The organism is Micromonospora sp. NPDC047548 (assembly GCF_040642975.1).
Classification (GTDB): Bacteria; Actinomycetota; Actinomycetes; order Mycobacteriales; family Micromonosporaceae; genus Micromonospora.
In genome coordinates, this window is record NZ_JBEYTI010000021.1 from 84,270 (window position 1) to 107,255 (window position 22,986).

General features: G+C 68.7%; 13 protein-coding genes and 2 pseudogenes (1 of these 15 cut by a window edge). 13 read left to right on the forward strand and 2 right to left on the reverse strand.

Annotation, left to right across the window (positions count from 1 at the left end; all coding sequences use genetic code 11):
* On the forward strand, positions 1-8,688 hold the 3' end of the coding sequence (locus tag ABZ807_RS21155) for a toxin glutamine deamidase domain-containing protein (protein WP_357160455.1). Its footprint begins 21,453 nt before the window's first position; only the last 8,688 of its 30,141 coding nucleotides appear in the window; its start codon lies beyond the left edge, outside the window; its stop codon occupies positions 8,686-8,688.
* 426 nt (positions 8,689-9,114) lie between these two features.
* On the opposite strand, the gene ABZ807_RS21160 is transcribed toward ABZ807_RS21155, so the two are convergent.
* Entirely contained in the window at positions 9,115-10,224 is a 1,110-nt protein-coding gene (locus tag ABZ807_RS21160) for a uroporphyrinogen-III synthase (RefSeq protein WP_357160458.1), read from the reverse strand.
* A gap of 574 nt (positions 10,225-10,798) precedes the next feature.
* Here ABZ807_RS21160 and ABZ807_RS21165 point away from each other — a divergent pair.
* The 10 genes and pseudogenes from ABZ807_RS21165 to ABZ807_RS21210 all read left to right on the forward strand — a co-directional run bounded on the left by ABZ807_RS21165 (position 10,799) and on the right by ABZ807_RS21210 (position 20,580).
* Positions 10,799-12,100 carry an extracellular solute-binding protein gene (locus ABZ807_RS21165; RefSeq protein WP_357160460.1) on the forward strand — a complete coding sequence of 434 codons (1,302 nt, stop codon included), beginning with the start codon at positions 10,799-10,801 and terminating at the stop codon, positions 12,098-12,100.
* The gene (locus ABZ807_RS21170) at positions 12,100-13,551 is read left to right on the forward strand and encodes an ABC transporter permease subunit (RefSeq protein WP_357160463.1); all 1,452 of its coding nucleotides are present in this window, start codon (positions 12,100-12,102) and stop codon (positions 13,549-13,551) included. The genes ABZ807_RS21165 and ABZ807_RS21170 overlap by 1 nt, the downstream gene beginning before the upstream one ends.
* A complete protein-coding gene (locus ABZ807_RS21175; protein ID WP_357160466.1) occupies positions 13,551-14,471 on the forward strand; it encodes a carbohydrate ABC transporter permease in 921 nt (306 codons plus the stop codon). The genes ABZ807_RS21170 and ABZ807_RS21175 overlap by 1 nt, the downstream gene beginning before the upstream one ends.
* Positions 14,472-14,752: 281 nt before the next feature.
* On the forward strand, positions 14,753-15,004 hold the full coding sequence (locus tag ABZ807_RS21180) for a hypothetical protein (RefSeq protein ID WP_357160469.1): 252 nt from the start codon (positions 14,753-14,755) through the stop codon (positions 15,002-15,004).
* Between the two features lie 579 nt (positions 15,005-15,583).
* Entirely contained in the window at positions 15,584-16,228 is a 645-nt protein-coding gene (locus ABZ807_RS21185; RefSeq protein WP_357160471.1) for a winged helix-turn-helix domain-containing protein, read from the forward strand.
* A gap of 490 nt (positions 16,229-16,718) precedes the next feature.
* Positions 16,719-17,057: a hypothetical protein gene (locus ABZ807_RS21190; RefSeq protein WP_357160474.1), complete on the forward strand. Its 339-nt coding sequence runs from the start codon at positions 16,719-16,721 to the stop codon at positions 17,055-17,057.
* A gap of 489 nt (positions 17,058-17,546) precedes the next feature.
* Complete coding sequence (locus ABZ807_RS21195; RefSeq protein WP_357160477.1) at positions 17,547-18,392, forward strand: ATP-binding cassette domain-containing protein; 846 nt, start codon at positions 17,547-17,549, stop codon at positions 18,390-18,392.
* Positions 18,389-18,640 (forward strand): annotated as a pseudogene (locus tag ABZ807_RS21200) (ABC transporter permease); the annotation flags it as partial. The gene ABZ807_RS21195 and the pseudogene ABZ807_RS21200, both read left to right, overlap by 4 nt.
* Positions 18,641-18,992: 352 nt before the next feature.
* Positions 18,993-19,541 (forward strand): sigma-70 family RNA polymerase sigma factor, encoded by a 549-nt coding sequence (locus ABZ807_RS21205; RefSeq protein WP_357160480.1) that lies wholly within the window; start codon positions 18,993-18,995, stop codon positions 19,539-19,541.
* Between the two features lies 1 nt (position 19,542).
* Complete coding sequence (locus tag ABZ807_RS21210; protein ID WP_357160483.1) at positions 19,543-20,580, forward strand: CU044_5270 family protein; 1,038 nt, start codon at positions 19,543-19,545, stop codon at positions 20,578-20,580.
* 76 nt (positions 20,581-20,656) lie between these two features.
* Here ABZ807_RS21210 and ABZ807_RS21215 read toward each other — a convergent pair whose 3' ends face one another.
* Complete coding sequence (locus ABZ807_RS21215) at positions 20,657-21,235, reverse strand: peptidase inhibitor family I36 protein (protein WP_357160486.1); 579 nt, start codon at positions 21,233-21,235, stop codon at positions 20,657-20,659.
* Positions 21,236-21,390: 155 nt separating this feature from the next.
* Here ABZ807_RS21215 and ABZ807_RS21220 point away from each other — a divergent pair, with 155 nt between their 5' ends.
* Positions 21,391-22,230 (forward strand): hypothetical protein, encoded by an 840-nt coding sequence (locus ABZ807_RS21220; protein ID WP_357160489.1) that lies wholly within the window; start codon positions 21,391-21,393, stop codon positions 22,228-22,230.
* Positions 22,231-22,300: 70 nt separating this feature from the next.
* Positions 22,301-22,819: pseudogene (locus tag ABZ807_RS21225) on the forward strand (ABC transporter permease); the annotation flags it as partial.
* Positions 22,820-22,986 lie beyond the last annotated feature (167 nt).

Here is a 22,986-nt window from a genome sequence, read left to right on the forward strand (position 1 = left end):
CGACCGGCGCCCGCCGGGAACGCCGGGGGCCCGCGGGTGTACGGAGTCTCCTTCGGATCGACCAAGGTCGGCAACGACACGTCCGTGTCCAGCGGACGGAAGTTCGACGGTGGGCTGGAGGAAACCTTCGACATCTCGACCGGGCGCGCGTCCAGGTTGATCGCGGGCCTCCCCACTGTGTCGATCAAGGGCGATCGCCAACACGCGATGTCCCGGGAGACCCGGGTCATCTGGGGCCGGAAGATGTTCGTGACCGCGTCGACGTCGTTCACCAGCGGGGTGTCGTTCCAGGTCTTCGTGAACGGCGTCGAGTGGGGACGGCCGTCGGTGCCGGCCGAGACCGGCCTCCTCGACATCTCCCTGCCGACCCTGTACGCCAACGGCAGCGCCGCGCCGAACCCGGCAGCCCCGCTCGCGCCGTCGCTACCCGAGCCGCCGGCGCGGTCGACGTCGCAGGCCCGGGACGTGCTCAACGCGATCGACCTGACCCCACTCGTGACCGGCTGGCACCAGGCATTGGTGGCCGCCCTGCCGGCCGACACCGCGGCTGGCGTCGCCGCGAAGGTCACCCGCCAACTGCTCAACGAGCGGACGACCCGCAACCGTAGTCGGTGGGTGCTGTCGAACGGGGACATGACGGACACGATCGACGAGCGGCTCACGGTCGGCAAGTTCCGCGGCTACGTCGCCACGAGGGCGGTCCTGCGGGAGTTGCAGCCGGTGGGGATCACCGAGGGCGTCACGGTACGGGACGATCTCGGTGTGATCGCGACCTCCGGGGAGGAGGTGTCGGGTACGAGCGGCGCCGGCCTCGCGGCGGACGCGGGCGTCCTCGGACTGACCCACGTGGCGACCGACCCGAGTGGTAAGGAGGAGGCCGCCGACAAGACGACCGGTGCCTTCTCGTTCGGCTTCGGCGGCGAGTCCGAACGTGAGTCCGCGCTGGAGGTGGGCGGCAAGGTTCTGAACCACACGGTGCTGAACCGCAATGAAGACCAGGCTCGTTACCGGGTGGTGTTCGACTTCACGTTGACCACGCATGGCGATTCTTCGGTGGTACCGGTGACCCGGCGGGTGGTCGGGGAGCTGGCAGTGCCGGTGAGCGAGGCGCAGCAGTTCGAGCGCAGCGTCTTCGGGACGGTCTTCACCCCTGAATTCGGTGGGCCGGGTACGGGGCAGCCGCGGGCGGTGATCACGCCGGCCGCCGCGGCTTCCCCGCCGGCTCCGACACCGGCAGGCGAAATCGGCAACTGGTTGTCGCCGCGGCTGCTCTGGGCGCCGCAGGCGCGGCATTCCTACGTGCCCCCCGCCGGCCCGGCCCCGCGAGAGCCGCTGGCGCTGGCGATGCGGCGCGGCCAGGGTCTGGGGATCGCGGCGAACATGCCCGGGGCAGAACAGGTCGCCGACCTGGTGCAGTCGGTGCTGCGACAGAAGTCGGGGCGCGCCGACATCGGCGCCGTGGCGCGCCGCACCGTTCTGGCGAAGGTGGGTCGGGCCGGGATGGAGGCCGATCCGACGCGGACGCAGGCCGGAAAGAAGTTCACCGTGCGGGTCGGCCGCGAGCAGTACCAGGTCATGGTGACCGAGCACCGGAGGGAACTGCTGGACAGTCCGGAGTACCCGATGACGGTCAATGCCCGCGCGTTGACCGGAGCCACCACGTCGGGTTCCCGGTCGACCGAGGGCAGCGTCAGTGGCCGGTTGGGCGGCCGGTCGTCGATTCCGGCGGGCACTACGGAGCAGTCCGACCAGAACGAGCAGACGCCGGAGAGCAGGACGGAACACCAGGGAAGGGTGTTCCTCCCGCGGCTCGGCGTCACGGCGGAGCACGCACGAGCAAACGAGCACGAGCTCAGCCAGGTGGTACAGGAGTACCGCCGGACCGAGACCAACGGAGACGTCATCGACCATCGCTACCGCACGGTGTTCGAGGTCGTGATCCGCGAGCAGACACCGGGCGGCTGGGGACCCCGCGAGACCTGGCTGATCGGTGCCGGGCGCGGCGGCGAGGTGGCGACCCACATCCCGGTACCGGTCGAGCATGTGCCGCGTGATCCGCACACCGGCGAGGAGCGGGCCATTACGCCGGCGCAGCTCAACGGCGCGGGCGTAACCCGCCTGAGCCAGCAACCCGAGGCCGCGTGGGCACCGGCTGGCCAACCGCCGCACCTGCCGTTGGACGTCCAAGGCAGCGCCGGCTTATATCCGGCCTTCCGTCACATACCCGAGCTGCCGGCCACCGCGGCGCGGCTGTACCAGCAGCTGAACGGCCTTTCCGACGAGTGGTTCAACGAGCCGATGAACTGGCCCGACGCGATCTTCGATCTCGGCGCCGGCACGGAACTGGCCGGCGGGTTCCCGGAGGTGGTCGAGGAGCACGGGTGGGAGCTGCACCTGCCCGGCCACGACGGGTACCAGCAGGTCATCCGGGTCCGGGAGCGGTTCTTCGAGGCGGGTCTGGCATACCAGTACAGCAGCGACGACATCGACAGCGCGAACGGTGTCGAACTCGAGCAGTACCGGCAGTCAGCGATCAGTCATGCCGCCGGGACGAGCAACGAGCTCAGCTTCGGCGGCAAGGCCGGATTCGGGGGCCAGTATTTCAACCACGCAACCACCGCGAAGAAGGGCGGCTCGGACAGCGGCGGCTCGGACAAGGCCCACGAGCGCGGCCGTGCCGGCGGCGGCCTGTACGTCGAGGGCGGGGTTTCGTTCGGCGGCTCGGACGGCAAGGACTACGGCGCCATCGACATCACCCGGGCCACCTACAACGACGTCGTCCACGCCTATCACGGCCGGGTGGTCTTCGAGGTCACCGCCCTGCGCACCAAGGACGGCGAGACCACGGCCACCGATTCCGTCTATCTGGACGCCGACGACGCGGTGGATCTCCTGGCGACCGATCGTGCGGCCGAGGACCTGGGGCTGTATCGTCCCCGGACGCAAGCGCCCGACTCGGCGCCATCGCGCGAGATCATCGACCCTGAGCTGTTGCCCGCCGTGGGGCACCCCGAGCGGTTGCGGGCCAACGCCGTGCTGGACACGATCCTGCGACGGCTGCGGCAGCGCGGCCTGTTCGCCTCCGGCGGGGGTATCCCCGACCACCTGCGGCGCGCGCTGGTGAAGCGATTCTCCTCCCGCAACCTGGAGCCGCAGTACCTTCCGCTGTCCGGCCAGGGCGTGTACGGCTGGTTCCCGGTGCCCACGCCTTACCACACCACGCAATACCTGTGGGTGCGGGTCAGCGCCACCCCGTCCGCCGCGCAGTCGAGCGACCGCCCGCGAGAGCAGGTCAGCCTCACCCTGCGTGGCGAGACGCACGACGCCCAGTCCAACACGGACACCTCCGGATGGTCGTGGGGTGGGCGACTCAACCTCTCCGGCCGTGGCGCGTGGAACGATCAGGGCAGCGTCCTCGGCGGGCATGGTGACTACGGGCAAGAGAGCTCGGAGTCCAGTGAACGCGGCATGCAGTCCGAGTCCAAGGACATCTTCCGGACCGGAGCCAAGAAGTCGCACGAGTTCGAGTACCCGCTGGAATTCATCATCGACATGACGCTGACCACGGAGATGCCCCAAGCGGTCACGTTCGTGCTTGACTCAGCGCGCAACGTGCTGTTCGGTGGCGCCTGGCTCGCCGGCCTCTGGCAGCCGAGCCTGGAACGGTCGGTCCGCGACCTCTGGCACAACCTCCCCGGGATCGGCTGGCAGGAGCAGATTCAGGTCGCTGGGGACGTCCGGATCATCGTGCCGCGATACCTGACCCGGCCGACGGCCGAACAGCCGGGGAGTTGGCAGGGTCCGGCGCCGGCCCCGGCCCCGACCGGCGTCGGCCGGCCGGTACCTCGATGGGCGGAGCCCAGCCCCACCCGGCCGCGGTTGAACAACGATCTGGTTGGTGACCGCAACGTCCATCCGTGGCGGCTGAACCGGGTGGCCCGGGAATTCGAACGCTGGGCGGCGCTGACCACCCAACCGTTGCGGCTGCGTCAGGGCCTGGACCTGAGCACCGACGGCGCCTGGAGAGTGCCTGGCGTGCACGGTGGCAGCGATTTCGACCGCTTGATGGCGCACCACGCGTCCGAGATGATGCTGCGATCTCGCCTCGAGCCGCTGCTCGAACACCGCTACCAGGTTCCGGGCACCGGCATCACTCTCGGGCTGGACATCCGGCGGGCGGAGATCTATGTCGACAAGGATGGTCGACCGCTGGCCTTCGAACAGAAGGCCCGGCGATACCAGCAGAACGAGTCGGGCCCGATCAACAAGGGCGACTCCTCCTCGGGCTGGGAGTTCTCGTTCGGCCCGCAGGGTGGCGCTCCCGCCGGCAGCATCAAGAAGCTCGGCTGGAACGGCGACGGCCTCGGTGTCGATCGCGAGGACGGCGAAGCCCACGCGGCCGAGATGAGCGAGGTCAACGAGCGCAACATGGAGGCGAAGCGCACGTTCCATCAGTACCGCTACGACGTCACGGCTGTCATCTACGGTCCACGCGGCACCCTACTGGTCGACGTGAAGAGGGGCCTCTATGTCATGCGCGAGCAGGCGCCGGCGGTTCCGGTGACCACCACCCCGTCGACCCGGCCGGTCGGGCCGGATCCTTCAACGGATGTGGCCGGTGCGGCACGCGGTGAGTGGTTGTTGCCGGGTGACCTGTCGCAGGCGGAGGTGCTGAGTCGGTTCCGGTGGCTGCGTGGGGTGAACCCGCATCGGCATCTTCGGGGCGATGTCGTGACGAACTGCGTGTTGACGGCGATCGGTACGGATATGTCGTTGGCGGATGGAGGTTGGCATCAGGTGCCGCCGGAGAAGGCTCTGCCGGTGGTGTGGTTGGAGCGGTACGCGGGTCGGTCGTTGGTGGAGGCGGCGGACTATGCGGCGGTGAAAAAGGTGATGGCGGCCGCTGATCCGGGTGCGCGGGGTGTGGTGGTGGTGACGGGGCAGGGTGACCGGATTTCGCATGTGGTGAATGTGGTGCGGACCGGTGACGGGAAGGTGGTGTTCCTGGACGGTCAGCAGGGTGGGTTGGCCCGGGGGCCAGCTCGGCCTGGTCGGTTGCGGTTCGTGGCGACGACGGACGGGGTGGGTGTTCCGCGGGCGCCGTTGATGGTGGGGGACGACGCGACCGCGACGGTCCCGGGAAACTGGGATCTGGCCGGTATGGACGGGGGTAGCGGCCCCGCGTCACCCGCGACGGCCAGCAGCATTGACGGCGAGGGCGGCGACGCGGATAGAACGCCGGCCGGGAACACACCACGTGACCAGCAGCGACAGCCGGAAGGCGACACCACGCACATGCTTGACGAGCTTGAGACAGCGGTCGCGGAGCTGGACCAGCACGTCGGACAGGCGCGAACCGGTGCTGCCACACCCCAGGCGGGGGTGTCCGCCATACCGGATGGGCGGGGTTCGCTGATCGGCCACACCGAAGCGGTGCAGGCGTTGGCGTCGTGGCAGGGGGCGTCGGGCCCGGTGGTGGCCTCTGCCAGCTGGGACGGGACGGTGCGGATCTGGGACGTGGCCAGCGGTCGGGAGATCCAGAGGTTGGTCGGGCACACCGATGAGGTGTGGGCGCTGACGTCGTGGCAGGACGAGTCGGGCCGGCGGGTGTTGGTCTCCGCTGGCGGGGACGGGACGGTGCAAATCTGGGACGTGGCCAGCGGTCGGGAGATCGGGAGGTTGACCGGCCACATCGGCGAGGTGTTGGCGTTGGCGTCGTGGCAGGACGAGTCGGGCCGGCGGGTGGTGGTCTCGGCCAGCAGGGACCATACGGTGCGGATCTGGGACGTGGCCAGCGGTAAGGAGATCCAGAGGCTGACCGGCCACACCGGCCCGGTGCGGGCGCTGACGTCGTGGCAGGACGAGTCGGGCCAGTGGGTAGTGGTCTCCGTCAGCGGGGACGGGACGGTGCTGATCTGGAACGTGGCCAGCGGTGCGTTGATCGGGACGTTGGAGGGCCACACCGGCGAGGTGTGGGCGTTGACGTCGTGGCGGGAGGGGTCGGACGGGTGGAGGGTGGCCGGCGCCAGCGGGGACGGGACGGTGTGGATCTGGGACGCGGGCAGCGGTTGGAAGATCCAGAGGTTGATCGGCCACACCGGCGAGGTGCAGGTGCTGACGTCGTGGCAGGAGGAGTGGGGCCGGGCGATGGCAACCGCCGGCTACGACGGGACGGTGCGGATCTGGGACGTGGCCAACGGTCGGGAGATCCAGACGTTCACCGGCTTCGACGACGTGCAGGCGCTGACGTCCTGGCAGGGGGCGTCGGGCCGGGTGTTGGCCGCCGCCGGCTGGGACCGGACGGTGCGAATGTGGCCCCTGTTCCCGTTCCAGACGGTCCGGGGTGATGGGTCGGTGGTGGTGTATCCGGGTGTGGGCGCTGAGATTGATCCGCAGGGTCTTTCTGTTGTGGCGCAGGCGCAGGCGGTGACGGATGCCGAGGCGTGGGCGGCGAGGGCGAGTGAGAGGGCGGGGCGGCTGGTCCACCGCAACGCTGCCGACACCGGCGAGCCTGCGGGTGGTGGGGTATGGCGGGTGGTGCTGGTGCTCGAGGACCATCGGCATGAGGGCGTGCTGGATCTGGTGGAGCGGTTGCTTGATGGTCGGTTGGGGGTGGTGGTGCCTGCGGCGGCGGTGATCGAGTTGTCGCCGTTCGGTGTTTCTGACCCGTCTGTCCTTCCATGGGTGGAGTCTCGGACGTTGGTCGGGGTTGCGGCGCTGCGGGCGTCGCGTGGCCAATCGGGCGCGGTAGCGATCCGTTGGCGGTATGTGACGGACACGGTGGTGGGGGTTGTTCCGCCGGGTCTGGTTGGTGTCGATTTCTCGGGTCGGGACACGTTCGCGGGTGGGGCGTTGTTGTGGGAGTTTCAGGCGCGTCCGATCCTTCCGGGGGCTGACGATTCGGCTCGGTTCCATCGGGAGGCGGCTGGATTGCCCGGTTCGTCTGGTCCGTACGTCCTGCTGGAGGATGAGTCGGGTTGGGAGCGGTTCGGGAAGCCGGCGTTCACGTATTTGCGGGATTGGGTGTTCCCTCCGGTGCCGTCAGGATTCGGCGGTTGGCGGGTGGTGGAGTTGCGGCAGGCGGAGTTGCTCGCCGGGGAGAGTGTGGCCGCGGCGGCGCCGGATGTGGGGCCGGTGGGGTGGGTGCCGAATGACGCGCGGGTGTTCGTGGTGGGTGTGCCGCGGCCGCATCCGGTGCATCCCGGGACGGTCGTTTCGAAGTGGATTTTGTTCGAAACTTTCCTGAACAGTGCGTTGCCGCCGGTGGATTCGGGGTTGCGGGAGCCGGTGTACGTGGTGGTGCATGGGTTCGGTGGGTGGGCGTCGACGGTGGTGTTGGCGCATGTGGCGGAGGACGACATGTGGCCGGTGCAGATGGGTCAGATGGTCCCCGGCCAGCCGGTGGTAGGTGGGGGCACTCCGGTGGGTGGGGGCGCTCGGGAGGTGTCGAATCTGGCCGAGGCGGAGGGTTGGACCCGCGTGCTGGCCGAGTTGCGGCGGATTGCGGAGGCGGTGCAACCGGGCGGGGCGGCTCGGGATTGGGTGGGTCGGGTCGGGGAGTTGACGGCGGCGCTTCCCGATGTGACCGTGCACGATCCGGCGGCAGGGGTGCAGGAGCATCGCCGGGTGGGTGAGCGGGTGGTGCAGCTGGTGGCATTGGGTGAGCGGTTGGTCGGGCATACGCGCGGGTGGGTGGGTGAGCCTGGAACGGATCGGCTCGATCTGCGGCTGGAGAGGTGGGCCGGCCACCGCGACAACCAGCGGCTGGTGACGGCGTTGGCGGCGGTTGAGGGCGTAGCCGGTGAGGTGGAAGTCCTGGTCGCGCAGGAGATTGGGCGGGTGTGGGCCGCGGCGGTGCCACCGGGGATCGGCTTGGCCGGAGGGGGCGGGACGGTGCCGGACGCCGTCCGGGACGTGTTGCGGGCGGTGTATCTGGGCGCCTGGGTCTTCTATACGGCACCGAACTCGCCGGTCGTGGTCCGGGACGACGATGGGCGGCAGATTGTCGACCTGTCCGGCGTGCGGTATCGGGGCGGGGCGGAGTTCACCCGGTTCCTGGTTGATCATGGCGGGGACGTGGCGTTGTTGTGGTCGGCGGACGGTCCGGGAGACCCGGTCTCCCGGCTGCGGGGTGCCCTTGGCGTGACGCTGTCGCCGCGGGACTTGGACGTGGTGGGGTGGGTGCCGGAGGTGTCCGAGCAGTGGCGCGCGGAGTTGTTCTCCGCGGTGAGCGCGTTCGGGCTGGCGCGGCAGTGGTTGGAGGATCAGATCGGGTTGTTGCCGGATCGGGCGGCGGTGTTGCCGGGGCAGGCCGGGGACGGTCAGGTGGTGTACGAGGGTCAGCAGACGGTGCGGGATTCCGCCCTCGAGGCCGCTGAGCGTGACGATCTGATCCGGCGGTGGGACGCCCTTGTCCATGACCACGAGACGCGTATGGACAGGCTGGAACGCGCTGAGCGAGCGTTGCGCGGCCAGGACGACAGCCAGGCGCGGTCCGCCCTGGCTCGGCTGTCCGACCGGTACCTCGACAAGCTGCGGAGTCTCCGCCTCGAGCGGGCGCCGCATAGGGTGAGCGAGTACGTCCGATCGGTGCCCACGAACAAGGTCAGGGATCTCAGCAACCAGCTTGACCAGCTTGGGACAGCGGCCGCGGAGCTGGACCAGCACCTCGAACAGGCCGTGCCGTGATCCTGGCAGCGCACGCGCCCCTGGTGCGGACGCTCGCCCGCGAGTTCAGAGCGGGGTGTCGATGTGGTCGTGCGGGAGTCCCAGGGCTTGGCGACCTTGCTGTCATCACCATGTTCGTCGGCCTCGCTCACCATGCTGGACGCTGTGACGACTCGAACCCCAGGTGCGCCGATCACGGCCTCGGCGTCGGCGAGCCATGCGATAGCCACGGATGTCCTGGCGAGCCGTTTCGGAGAATCTCAGTGATTCTCTTCCTGCTTCGTAGGTCCGTGCCCTGGCAAGCCGGGTCTTGCAAGTCCTCCACAGCCGTTTCGTGTCTCCGGGGAACTGCCCGGCGACATCATCGCTAGGCCACGGCGTGCATAGCGGCCAACAGGTTCCGGGCCGCGTTGTGGTCCCGGTCGTGGATGCTGCCTCGGTGGGCGGTCAGGCCGCCAACCGGTAGCCCCGCTTCATCACGGTCTGGATCAGGTCGACGCCGTCCAGCGGGGTGTCGTCGAAGGCCCGCCGCAGCCGCGACACCGCCATCTCGACGGCGTGATCGTCGACGTCGGCCCAGCTCGGCGCAGCCGCCCGGATCTCGGCCGGGGACAGCACCCGGCCGGGGCGGCGGGCCAGCGCCCGTAACACCGAGATCGGGCCGGGCTGGACCGGAATCACCTGGTGGCCGATCACCATCGCCTGGCTGCGGATCTCCACCCGGTGGCCCTGCACGTCGACCTGGAGCGACCGTCCCGGGAGTTGGTTCGCCAGGACCTTGACCAGGTCCGGCAGGGCGGGAGTGTTCGCCACGTACGCACTGAGGCCGAACGCCCGCAGCGGCTCCGCCGCCAGGTGACCCAGGCAGGCCGGCACGATGTCGGCGGTCAGCGCGTTGAGCACCTCGCCGAGTACGCCGTCGGTCTCGGCCTGGCGCAACAGGTTCTCGGTGGCGGTCGCCCCGGTCAGCGCGACGGCGTCGACCTGCCGCCGGATGATGACTCTGCACAGCCGCCGCAGGGTGTCGATCCGCAGCGGCGGGAGAAACCGGTTGGTGACGACCTCGACCACGGTCGCCCCGTTGCGGCGTAGGGCCTCGCAGTACTCCCGATGTGGCTCCGACTCGATCTGCGCCACCACCCGGCGGCCGGTCATCGGCTGGGCGAGGAGATAGCGGAACAGATCCTCGATCGTCGCGGAGGCGGTTGCCCATATCTGACTCAGGCCGAGATCCCGCAGCGTGTCGGCGGCGTGCCCGTCGCGGGCCAGCAGGCGGGCGTGCGTCAGTCGGTCGATGAGCGTGTCGAGATGGCCGGTCTGCTGGACCACGCGCAGCCAGGCCCGCAGGCCCAGGCCCGAGGACACGATGACCTCGTGCACCGGTCTCGTGACGCAGTCGCGGGTGGCGACGGCAACGGCCTCCGCCACCGGTTGGGCCACCGAGCGGACCGCCTGGACGTTGATCGTCCGTGCCGAGGTGGCCTCCAGCAGGGTGGCGAGGTCGTGTCGACGACGCTCCGACAGGACGGCGACCGTGTACCCCGCCAGGTTTTCCACACTGTCCTCCTGTCACGCCGGTCAACCTCAACAGGTGCACGGATCCGGACGGCGCTGGGCTCACTCCGATGCGATTTATTCGTCGGAAGGAAGTGTCGCGGTAACAGGGCAGACATAGCAGCGGCATCCAATCTCAACACCGCGACGGTTCGTTCACCGACCTGGCGCTACCGGGATTTGGGACGGCACGCCGATCCGGACGGCGTTTTGCCAGTTCAGAGTGGACGGTCGAATGGTTACCGGCGAGTCGGGGCCGGATCCGGACAAGTGGATCTTGTGAGGTGTTCGTCGGTCCCGTCACGTAGCACCCAGTCGACTTCCGGGAAACGCGGTGGTGTTGAAGACTCGGCGCAATCACCGATCGGTTGATCGGATGTGATCGATAAGCGCCGACACAGATGGTGACGGATGAGGGCGGGCCGACCGCCAATCCCGAACCTGGGTCGGCGTCCGTCGCCCGTCGACCGCGGTTGAGCTGCCACTCAACCGCGGTCGACTCCGAACGCGGGGCGGGCGGCGGGTCGTCGCCCGCCCCGGTCCAGTCCCGATCCGCAGACCAGATTCAGGAGGATCCATGGTACGACGATGGGTACCGCTCGCCGTGGCGACGGCGGTCCTCGCCACCGCCGCAGGGTGCGGTGGCGATGCCAGCCCGGCGTCCAGCTCGCCGGACGCGAGGCTTGCCGGCAAGACGGTCGAGGTGGCGGCCACTTGGTCCGGTGCCGAGCAGGCGAACTTCCAGGCGGTGCTGGATGCCTTCGCCGCGAAGACCGGCGCGACGGTGAAGTACACCTCTGGTGGCAACGATCTGCCGGTGCTGCTCAACAGCCGGATCGCTGGGGGTTCGCCGCCGGATGTCGCGTTGATCTCGCAGCCCGGGGTGGTGGCCGAGCTCGTGAAGCGGGGCGCGATCAAGCCGCAGACCGGTGACGCGGCCGCCGCGATCAAGGACAACTACAGCTCTGCCTGGCAGGAACTGGGCACCGTGAACGGGCAGCTCTATGGCGTCTACTTCAAGGTGGCCAACAAGTCGGTGATCTGGTACCGGGTCGACAGCTTCACCGACGCCGGGGTGCAGCCGCCGAAGACCTGGGACGAGCTCAAGACGGTCTCCGCCGCACTCGCCGACTCCGGGGTGACGCCCATGGTCGCCGCCGGTGGCGACGGGTGGGTGCTGACCGACTGGTTCGAGAACATCTACCTCCGGGTCGCCGGCCCGGAAATGTACGACAAGCTGGCCAAGCACGAGATCCCCTGGACCGACCCCAGCGTGGTCAAGACGCTGACCCTGCTGGCCGACTACTGGCGTACGCCGCGGTTCCTGGCCGGCAGCCCGACGCAGACCGCCTTCACGCAGGCGATCGCCGACGTGTTCGGCAAGTCGCCGAAGGGAGCGATGCTGTTCGAGGGTGACTTCGTCGCCTCAGAGATCAACAAGCTGGGTGAGTTGAAGGTCGGCGAGTCAGCGAAGTTCTTCAACTGGCCGTCGGTCGACGGCTCGAAGCCGGCGGTGGTGACGGCGGGCGACCAGGCCGTCGCCTTCAAGGACACGCCGGAGGCGAACGCCCTGATGGCCTTCCTCGCCTCGCCCGAGGCGGCGAAGATCATGGCGGCCAAGGGCGGGTTCATCTCGGCGAACTCAGGACTGGAGATCGCGGCGTACCCGGACGACACCACCCGGGAAATCGCCGAAGCGGTAGTGAAGGCCGAATCGCTGCGCTTCGACCTGTCGGACCTCACGCCGCAGGCGTTCGGCGGTGGGACCAGCGCCCACCTCTGGGTGCTGCTGCAGGACTTCCTCGCCAAGCCGATCGCCCCCGAGGCATTGGCCCAGCAGCTCGAGGCCGCCGCGAAGAAGGACTTCGGAGGCAACTGATGACGACCACGCCCGACCCGGCCCAGGGCATCCGTCCGTCCCCTGCCCAAACAACGATCGGCCGGGCGGGCGTGGCCGATGGCCCCGGCGGCCCACGGCACGTCGCCGGTGGCCCGGGCCGCCGGGGCGCCCCCGGCGGCCCACGGACCACCGCCGGGACCGCGGCCCGCCGACGGTCGGGGGAGACCCGGCTGATGGTCGCATTTTTCCTCGGCCCCGCTCTGGTGCTGCTGTTGCTGCTGGTCTGCTATCCCATCGTCTACACGCTGTGGCTCAGCTTTCGCAGCGGTGACGGATCAAGGTTCGTCGGCTTCGACAACTACATCGCGATGTTCACCTCGTCGAACACCCGGCGAGCCATCCTGAACAACCTCGTCTGGGTGATCGTGGCACCTACCGTGGCCACCACCCTTGGGCTGATCTTCGCGGTGTTGACCGAGCGGCTGCGTCGGGCGGCCGTGCTCAAGGCCGTCCTGTTCATGCCGATGGCCATCTCGTTCCTTGCCGCCGGCGTCACCTTCCGGCTGGTCTACGACGAGAACCCGGACCGCGGCGTGCTCAACGCGGTCGCCGTGTCGGTGCACGACGCCTTCGTGTCCCCGTCGCGCTACCACGGCGTCGATGCTCGGGAGCAGGGCGAGCTGGTGCCGATGAAGGGTGGCTTCGAGTCCAGAGGGCCGGTGAACCCGGGTGAACCCCTCCGCCTCGCCCTCGTGGGTCTGCCGCCGGATCGGATCCCGACCGACGCCAAGCCGGCCACGGCACGCGCCGGCGGCCCCGGACTGCAGGGGGTGGTGTGGCTCGACTTCACCCGCGGCGGCGGCGGCCGGGCGGGGACCATCGACGCCAGCGAGATGGGGTTGCCCCAGATGACCGTCGAGGCGGTGGCCAACGGGGGCACCGTGGTCGCCACCACCCGGACCGACGCCGCCGGACGGTTCGCGTTCCCCGACCTCACCTCCGGCCCATACGTCATCCGGCTGCCCGCCGACAACTTCACCGAGCCGTTCAACGGCGTCACCTGGCTCGGGCCTTCACTCGTCACTCCCGCGGTCATCGGGGCGTACATCTGGATCTGGGCCGGCTTCGCCATGGTGCTGGTGTCGGCCGGTCTGGCCGCCCTGCCCCGGGAAGCACTCGAAGCGGCCCGGATGGACGGCGCAAGCGAGTGGCAGACCTTCCGGCACGTAACCGTGCCGCTGGTCCGGCCCGTGCTCGTCGTAGTGCTCGTCACCCTGACCATCAACGTCCTGAAGATCTTCGACCTCGTCTACGTGCTCGCACCCGAGTCATCCCAGAACGACGCGACCGTGGTCGCCCTGGAAATGTACCGGGTGTCCTTCGGCGGCGGCCTGGACTACGGGCTCGGCAGCGCCCTCGCGGTCCTGCTGTTCGCCCTGGTGCTCCCCGCGATGCTGTTCAACATCCGGCGCCTGAGGAGGGATAGCTGATGAGCCACGACACCATCGACACGGCACCGGAACTGATACCCGCCGGTACCGCGCGGGGCGGCCCGCCGCGACCAGGACCGTGGACCCGGTTCATGATGCGGTTTGGCAAGGCGCTGCTGCGGCTGCTGGTGGTCCTGATCGGCGTCTTCTGGCTGCTGCCGACCTTCGGTCTGGCCGTGGCGAGCCTGCGTAGCAGCGCCGACAACAGCGCCACCGGTTGGTGGACCGTCTTCACCGCACCGGCCCAACTGACCCTCGACAACTACGCCCAAGTGCTGCAGAACGAGCGGATCGTCCACTCGCTGTGGAACACGGTACTGATCACCGTCCCGTCGACCCTGCTCGTGGTGCTGCTCGGCGCACTCGGCGCGTACGCCTTGGCCTGGATGGACTTCCCCGGCCGGGACTGGTTGTTCGTGCTGGTCGTCGCGTTGATCGTCGTGCCGATCCAGGTGGCGATCGTGCCGGACGCACGGATCTTCAGGGCCCTCGGCATCTACGGCGAGATCTCGGCGGTGGTTGCCTTCCACGTGGCCTTCGGATTGCCGTTCGCGATCTTCCTGTTGCGCAACTTCTTCCTGAACATCCCGCGCGACATGCTCGAGGCGGCCCGCATTGACGGCGCCCGCGAAGTGGTCATCTTCGCCCGCGTGGTGCTGCCGATCGGCTGGCCGGCCATCGCCTCGCTGGCCATCTTCCAGTTCCTGTGGGTCTGGAACGACCTGCTGGTCGCGCTCGTCTTCGCCACCTCCGACAATGCCCCGATCACCTACGCCCTGCGGGAGCAGATGCGGTCGTTTTCGTCCAACCTCGACACGATCGGCCCCGGCGCGTTCCTGTCCATGCTCCTGCCGCTCGTGGTCTTTTTCGCCTTCCAGCGCTACTTCGTGGAGGGCGTCCTCGCCGGGTCAGGCAAGTAACGGGAGGTGGATCATGGGGTGCGCGCCGGGCACGACGCAGGGGGCGCACATCCCAACGCCCGGAACCCGGCGCCGGGCCGGGACCGGGACCGGGGTGGGGTCGGGCTCCGCCGACCCCACCCCGGGCGTCGCCGCTCGGCGAATCCGTCGGCTGCCCGTACGCCGGTCGCCCGAGGCGATCGGCCAGCCCCGCATCTCATGCGTGCGGCTTCGGCGGTGGTGCGCCTTGCGCCGGATCTGCCTCGCGGGCGTGGCTGCCACTTACCGGAAAGGAGCCGGTGATGAGCCCGTCGGAACTGCTCAGTACCAGGGCGGAGGCGCTTTTCGCCTCCGCGCTCCAACCGTCGGAGGATCCGACGCCCGAACAGATCCGGCAGGCGGTGCTGGACAGCATCAGCCGGCACCGGGCGGCCGGTTGCGCGGCACTCGTCGCGCAGGAGTACGGCGACCATCCGGTCGAGGCGGTCAGTCGCATGCGCTGGGCCGTGGCCGCCGTCCGAGCGGCGTACCAGCTGGTCGGGCCGTCGGCCTGACCGCCGACGTCCGGTGTCCGCGCATGCCTCCCGGCGTCCACGCCCCGCCCCGACGACCTCCCGCACTTCAGAAAGCAACCTAAACGTTTGCCGATGGCCTGCCCGCGAAAGCGGCGGGGGAGGAAGGTCGTGCCGGCCACCACCGGCACAACCCGCTCTGCCCACCCGCCGCCGCAGCCCTGGTGACAGTACGTCAACGAGGGCTCACGTCGGTAGCTACCGACACGTGTAACCCCTGGTTCACCGCAATTAGCCAGTGATGGCCCGCAGGTCAGCGGGCTAAGGCGACCGCACCGGCTGGCCCCGATGTCCGCCCCGGCACCAGGCACACCGCCGCTATGGCCCGTTTCAGAAGCACGGAGTGAGGTTCACGCTGGCCGGTTGGGGTAGCGGCGGCCAGCTAGCCAGATAGTGAGGTCCTTCATGGTGGTTGATCAGTCCATGGTCGGCCGGTCGGCCTGCCGCCTCCCGGCTGAGGATGTTTCTCCGGCGGCAGGCTCTGCGCTATTGGCGATCTCTCAGTGCCGTCAAGGGCGGCGCCCGCGGACCAGCACCGGTCGGCGCCAGCTGTACATACCCGTGCTGGATGTCCCGCTGTGCTACGCCGGGGTGGAGTTGCAGACGTCCACCGGCTTGGTCCGATTGCACCCTGAGTCGAGCGCGGTCATGCTTAGTGGCCAGCAGGTCGCCGTGCTGGCCGTCCTGATCACGGCGCGGGGGACGCCCCTCAGCCGGGAGGCGATCTGGGCCGCCATGCCGCGCGGGTATCGGTCGCCAACAGCTGCCCAGATCGGCGTGGTGATCGCCAACATCCGTAAGAAGATTGGTGCCGCACGCATTCTCACCGGGGTGGACGGCTGGTGGGTGCGGGACCCGATCGCGCCGGAACCGGTCGACGGCGCCGACGTGCTGTCGTTCGGCAGCCTGCGACTCGATGTCGAGCATCGGTACGTCCTCGACGGGCCGGCTCGGCCCATCCGGCTCGGCCCGCAGGAGTTCGCCATGCTGCGGGTACTCGTCGAGGCGCGGGGAATGCCGCGCAGCAGGAGTTGGATCTGGTCGTCGTTGCCACCGCATGACCGGCCCGCCACGATCGCCGCGGTGGGCGTGGTCATCCATCGCCTCCGGGAACGCCTCGGGCGTAACCGGATTATCACAGGCGGAGGCGGAGGCGGTTGGCGGCTGGCCGGTCCGGCGACGCCCCAGCCGCCCGCGGCGGAGTGAGCCGGCGTGCGATTGGAGCGCACCACAAGCGAAACCTGGCTGGCCGGCCGGAACGCGCCCGTCAAGCTGAGTCCCCAGCAGGCCGAGACGTTGCAGGTGCTGACCGAAGCGCAGGGCGAACCTCGTAGCGGTGCACAGGTCCGGGACGAGATGAGCATCAGGGCGGGCCCGAAGAACGCCATGGCAGTAGGCAGCGTCATCTCACGCCTGCGGAGCAAGATCGGCCGGGACCGGGTGGCCACTGGCAGGGCCGGCTGGTGGTTAACCGATCCGACCGAAGCACCCCACGCCACCCAGCTGCTCGTTGGCGGCGGCGTGTGGCTGGAAACCGCCACCTGGCCCGCGTCATCTCCGACGCAGCCTGGTCCGACCTGCGCCGCATGCTGGATCCTGTTGGCTAATTCGGCGAGGCGGCATGACGTCGTTCTACTCCGGATAGAGGATCTGATGCGCGGCTGTCCTTCCCTATGGCCGCGGTTGAGGTCGTGTGATGTCGATGCAGCCGCTGCCGTGGCCGGCCCCTGACGAGCAGGTGGCGGCGGCGATATGGGCAAGGTATGCCGGGCGTGAGGCGCCGTTGCCGGTGGTGATCAGAGATCAGCTGGGTGAGCTGTTCGCAGATGCTCAGTTCAGCGTCGCGTTCGGGGCCTGGGGCCGGCCGGGTTGGTCTCCGGGCCGGTTGGCGCTGGTCACGGTGCTGCAGATCGTTGAGAGCCTGACCGATCGGCAGGCGGCCGAGGCGATGCGAATCCCGACGCACTCGTTCGCGCCGCGGACGAACTCCAACAGGCTCGCGACGTGGTATGCCGCAGGCACAGGAGTACGCTGAGCGGCGGCGCCGGGAGAAGGCGGCCGGTATGCGCATCCCGCAGTCGATGCCACTGTGGTGCCCGTGGGGCTGGAGTCGGATCGCCTACTGTCCGACCCTGAGCGCCACCCGACGGCACCTCTCGCCACGGTCGTGCAGGGCGTACTCGACCGCTACGCCGCCGGGATCACCATCGACACGCACTGCCTCGCCTGCGGGATTGAGCGTCACCGGCCAGGCCGCGCATGCCCGAGCTGGGGTGTCCACCCGGACGGTCCCGCGTCACGTTGGCGTGCCCCGTCCGCGAGGACCGCTGGGCGCGAATCTGGCACCGCGGTCTCGGGTAATCGCTCGGAGTTCCTCTTCCCATGCCGCTCGACCCACCAACCCGCTGGCCGATGAGCGAGCGGTGGATGGAGCCCTGACGCCACTCCCGCAATCTGAGCAGATAGACGCTGCCTTGCTCCCGGGCTTGACCTTGACGCAGCGTCAACCCTGCATGCTGGCACCATGGCCATAGATTTCCAGATGTCAACCGAGCAGGTCCGCGGGCCTGTGATCCAGGTCCAGGGCCTGGAGAAGTCGTACAAGGATCTGCACGTGCTGCGTGGCGTGGACTTCGACGTGGCGCGAGGCAGCATCTTCGCCCTGCTCGGCTCCAACGGGGCGGGTAAGACCACGGTCGTGAGGATCCTGTCCACGCTGCTCAAGCCGGACGCGGGGACGGCCAGCGTCAACGGCTTCGACGTCGCCACGCAAGCGGCGAACGTGCGGGAGTCCATCAGCCTGACGGGACAGTTCGCGGCCGTCGATGAGATCCTCAGCGGGCGGGAGAACCTGGTGTTGGTCGCCCGGTTGCGGCATCTGAGGGATCCGAGCCGGGTCGCGGATGACCTGCTGGCCCGCTTCTCACTGACTGACGCGGCGACACGGAAGGTGTCGACGTACTCGGGTGGCATGCGCCGCCGCCTCGACATCGCGATGAGCCTCATCGGGAACCCGCCGGTGATCTTCCTCGATGAACCGACGACCGGGCTCGATCCACAGGCGCGTTTCGAGGTGTGGCAGGCCGTCAGGGAGCTCGCCGGGCAGGGCACGACGGTGCTGCTCACCACGCAGTACCTTGACGAGGCCGAACAGCTCGCCGACCGGATCGCGGTCCTCCACCGGGGGCGCATCATCGCCAACGGCACTCTCCCCGAGCTCAAGCAGCTGCTCCCGCCTGCCAAGGTCGAGTACGTCGAGAAGCAGCCGACCCTCGAGGACGTCTTCCTCGCCACCGTCGGTGACGACGGCACTGACAGCAAAGTAGGCGCCGCTAGCCCCGACGGCACGAACAACAAGGACCCTCGATGACCAAGCACTTCTTCGGTGACACCGCCGTCCTGCTGGGCCGGTCCCTGCGCCACATCGGCCGCAGCCCGGACACCATCATCACGACCGTGGTCATGCCGATCGCATTCATGCTGCTGTTCGTCTACGTATTCGGCGGCGCGATCCAGACCGGGTCGGACAAGTACGTGAACTACCTGCTGCCAGGCATCCTGCTCATCACAGTGGCCTCGGGCATCTCCTACACCGCATACCGGCTCTTTTTGGACATGTGTGACTGGGCTCGGTAGTTGGCCGGATGGCGGCTCGTGATCTCACCTTTTCCGGGATGGTTGGGCGCGGTAGTTGGCCGGGCCTGGGCAGTCTTGTTGGCCGATTGGATCTGCCGTGCAGCTCCGATCATGGTGCCGCGAGCCGACGCCGCCAGCCCCACCACCCGGTTTCGCGTCGGATGTCGCTGCACGAGCGGCCGGCCCTTGAGGCAGGGCGTCTTTGTTCGAGATCTGGCGAGGCTCGGATGCGGGTCCGAGCTGCCGAGGCCGGGAGTGGCGCTATCGGGTGATTCGCTCGTTGCTGGGTGTGACGTTCTGGTCGGTGCCGGACATAAGCACAGTAGGAGGTGCGATGGACGTCGCGGAGAAGCAGTTCACCGAGTTGTACGAGCGTCATCACGGTGACGTGTGGCGGTATGTGACTCGGCGGATCGTCGGGCCGGACGTCGGCGATGTTGTTGCCGAGGTCTTCCTGGTTGCGTGGCGACGTGTGGGCGATGTTCCGTCCGGGTCGGCGTTGCCGTGGTTGTACGGGGTGGCTCGTCTGGTGTTGTCCAACGAAGCCAGAGGCCAGCGGCGGTGGCAGGAGCTTGCGCTACGGGTCGCGGCGGAGCCGGACCGGTCGGTGATCGTGGATCACGCGGACGAGGTGGTCAGCCAGCGTGACGTCGCGGTGGCGTTCGGCCGGTTATCCGCCGCCGATCAGGAGGTCTTGCGGCTGGTGGCCTGGGAGCGGCTGAGCACCGCTGAGGCCGCGGTCGTACTCGGCCAATCCCGGGCGACGTACGCGATGCGGCTGATGCGAGCTCGCCGCCGGCTTCGGACGCAGCTGGGCGTGGTCAGTGACGGGGCGGAGCGGACGCCGTGGACGGCGCCGTCGATGTCGAATTGGGGTGCATGAGATGAACGCCGTCGATGAGGTGCGCCAGCTGCTGGGCGGCTTGGATCCGGCACGAGACGTCCAACCTGCCGACGAGAACCGCCGCGTGCAAGACCTTGCGCGCATCCTCGCCTCTGACCGCGCTACGGGCAGCGCGAGGCGAACGGTTCCGCGGCGCCGTTTCGTGTTGGCAGCAGCCGGCGCGGCGGCCCTGGCGGTTGCTACTGGGGCGGTCGCGCTCGAGACGTACCGGCAGCCGCAGCCGGCGTACGCGGCTACCCCCGCGATCCTGAGCTATGGTCCGCCGGCGAGTACGGAACCGGCCAACGCCCGGCTGCGGCGCCTGGCCGCGGTGGCGGCGGCTCAGCCGGCGCCGGAGCGGCCGGCGGGGACCGCGGAGTACCTGGAGTCGGCGAACTGGTTCCTGAACTCCTCGATCACTGGCGGTCGGACGACGTCCGCCGTGGTGCCACAGCAGTGGCGGTCCTGGCGCACCGACGACAACGCCGGCCGCATGGTCAAGAAGGAACTGCCCCCGACGTTCCGCTCCGATGCTGACCGGCGGGAGTGGCAGCGGCGGGGTGGCCGGGTGGACCCGTCGCAGGAGGTGCGTGACTACGCGGCCGGGGAGTTCCACAGCCGCTGGAAGGGCGCGGTGCCTACGGACGTCACCGCGCTGCGTGAGTGGCTGACCGCGGGTGCATCGGAGCATGAGGCGCCGGTGCAATATCTGGAGGATGTCGCTGAGCTTGCTGGCGTGCGGCTGCTGGCCCCGGCGCAGCGTGCGGCGGTGCTCAGGTTCCTGGCTGACCTTCCGGGCATCACGGTGGCCGGCACGGTTACCGACCGGGCCGGGCGCTCCGGTGAAGCGTTCTCGATCACGTCCAGCGCCCACGGTCTGCCTGCCCAGTACGCCGTGATCGTTGATCCTCGATCCGGCTCGTTGCTCGGGTACGAGGCGGTGCTGACGGAGACGGCAGGCAAGTTGAACGTGACAATCCCCGCGGTGATCACCTATCGGTCATACCTGGTCGCCGAGTATGCCGCCATGCCCCGCTGAAAAGCGAGACGGGTGGGTGACACCGCGAAGGCGTCACCCACCCGGTGATCGAGCTGGTGCTGGTCAGGTCAGGGCATCAGCCGTGGATGTCCTCGGCCTTGTCGTTGTAGCTGCCGAGGTTCGCGGACGCCGTGCAGTCGGTCATCGTGCGGTTGTTGCCAGCCCCGTCGCCGAGGGTGCCGCTGTCGCTGCCCGAACACCCGGTCCAGCTTCCGCCCTGGTTGTTGACCCAGGACGAGGTCATGTCCACGAACCCCCACTCGTCCAGGTCGTGCCAGTACTCGTCGCTGAACTGGAGCTTGCGGCCCCCGAAGTCCGCGTGCTCGTAGATGCACAGCCAGTCGTTGTCACACCCGTGCCAGGCGAGGGTCCCAATGGGACCGGCGGCATCGCGCGGCGTGCCGGTCGACGTGATACGAGAGGCCAGGTCAGCGCTCGCCTCCGAGTTCGAGGCGTAGCAGCGCACCTCGCTGAGGGACAGGACGGCGCAGACCTGCGCGCCCTCCCAGCTCTTGGACAGGTCGATGGTGCGTCCCTGGAACGAGGCGAGCGACGGGTCGCGCAGCGCCGGGCTGGCGGTCGCCGGACTCGCTAGTCCGGTCACGCCGAGAACGGCGACTGCCGCGCCGGCGAGTAATCTGGTACGTGTCCTCATGAAACCTCCTCTGGACAGGAAATGAGGGCGGTTGCGGCCGCGGTGTTGGCGCACCACGGCTGCGAACTGTCCGCCTCCCCATCGGCTGGTCCGTTGGGGAGGCGGACAACCTGCTGCCGAAGCTAGACGCCGATCGATCCCGGCGCGACCCCGTAATGCGGGTAGGCGAGGTTTGCTCCGAACGTCGCAACGTCTCACCCGGCCTGCAAACCGCGCTGCAGCCCCGCCTCGGCAAACTGGCAAGCCCGGCGGCCGGGACGCTCGGCAGCCACTTGGGGCCCACCCGCCGCGGGAACTTCGACCACCGCCACATCCCGCAGCGGCTGCCCGACGCCTGGTTCGACGGTCACTTCCGTCACCTGCCGAAAGGCAGCCCCCGGCTTCTACGCCGCGCCGCGGCGATCCGGCTGGTCCGCATGGTCAACGGCGGTTCCTACGCCCAAGCCGGCAGACACCTCGGCCTACCCGAATCCGTCACCAAGACCACCTTGATCCAGCTGAGCCCGTGGCTTCGGAACAAGGCCAACTCCCATGCATTCACCGCGGCCCTCAACAACCTCGCCGACGAACTGGATGCCGCCACCGCCCTGATCGACTACGGAACCCGCCGGCAACGCCTGGCACACTGGTCGATATCCGCCGAGGAATGGGAAGCCGTCACCTTCGGTCGTTGCCACACCCCACCGTCACGACGAGGCATCACCGACTGGGGAGAACGCAAAAGGCGCTTCGTCTCCTGGGTCGCCTGGACGACCATCACCAGCAGCGAACACCTCCTCGCCCCGACGACAATCCTGCCCGCGCACAACCCCGCCGACCGCTACGGCCTGAGAGGCAGCCTCCTCGGCGAGTGGCGAGCCTTCCACAAGGACCCCTGGCGCCACCACGACGCACTAGCCCAAATCATCGAGACCTGCATCAACCAAATTATTCGCACGATAGATGGCCAACCGGAGGAGACCGGCATGTTCACCTCCGCACCGGCACACCGCTGAACCGTTCCCACCTACCACAAATGATCATGCGGCCAACTGCGCCGCTCAGCGGCCAACTAACGCGCCCAGTCTCAACATGAAGGGCGGCATCTTCGAGCGGTTCCAGTCCATGCCGATCGCACGCTCGTCCGTACTGTGGGCGCACGTGCTGACCTCGCTGGTCGCCAACCTGATCTCGCTCGTGGTGGTGGTGCTGGCCGCCCTCGTCATGGGCTTCCGCTCGGGGGCCGGCGCGCTGGACTGGTTCGCGGTCACTGGCATCATGATGCTGTTCACGCTGGCCCTGACTTGGCTCGCAGTCATCCCGGGCCTGACCGCGAAGTCCGTGGACGGCGCGAGCGCCTTCTCCTATCCGCTCATCTTCCTGCCATTCATCAGCTCGGCCTTCGTACCTACGGAGAGCATGCCCGGCCCGGTGCGCGCCTTCGCCGAGAACCAGCCGGTGACGTCCATCGTCAACGCGATCCGCGACTTGTTCGCTCAGCAGCAGGTCGGTGGCGACATCTGGATCGCCATTGCCTGGTGTGCCGGCCTCCTCATCGTCGCGTATGGCGTCGCCATGGCCATCTACCACCGCAAGATCAGTTGACGATGTGTCTCCTTCGTGCAGGCATGAAGCACTGACCTAAACTTTGGCCGTTTCGGTGCTTTTGTATAGGCTGGATGGGGCGATGATTATCTCGTACGTGATGTCGCGGGTACGTTCCGTTTCGCGTTGGCGGGTCGTGCGGGGGCCGGTGCGGGTGCGGGTGTGCC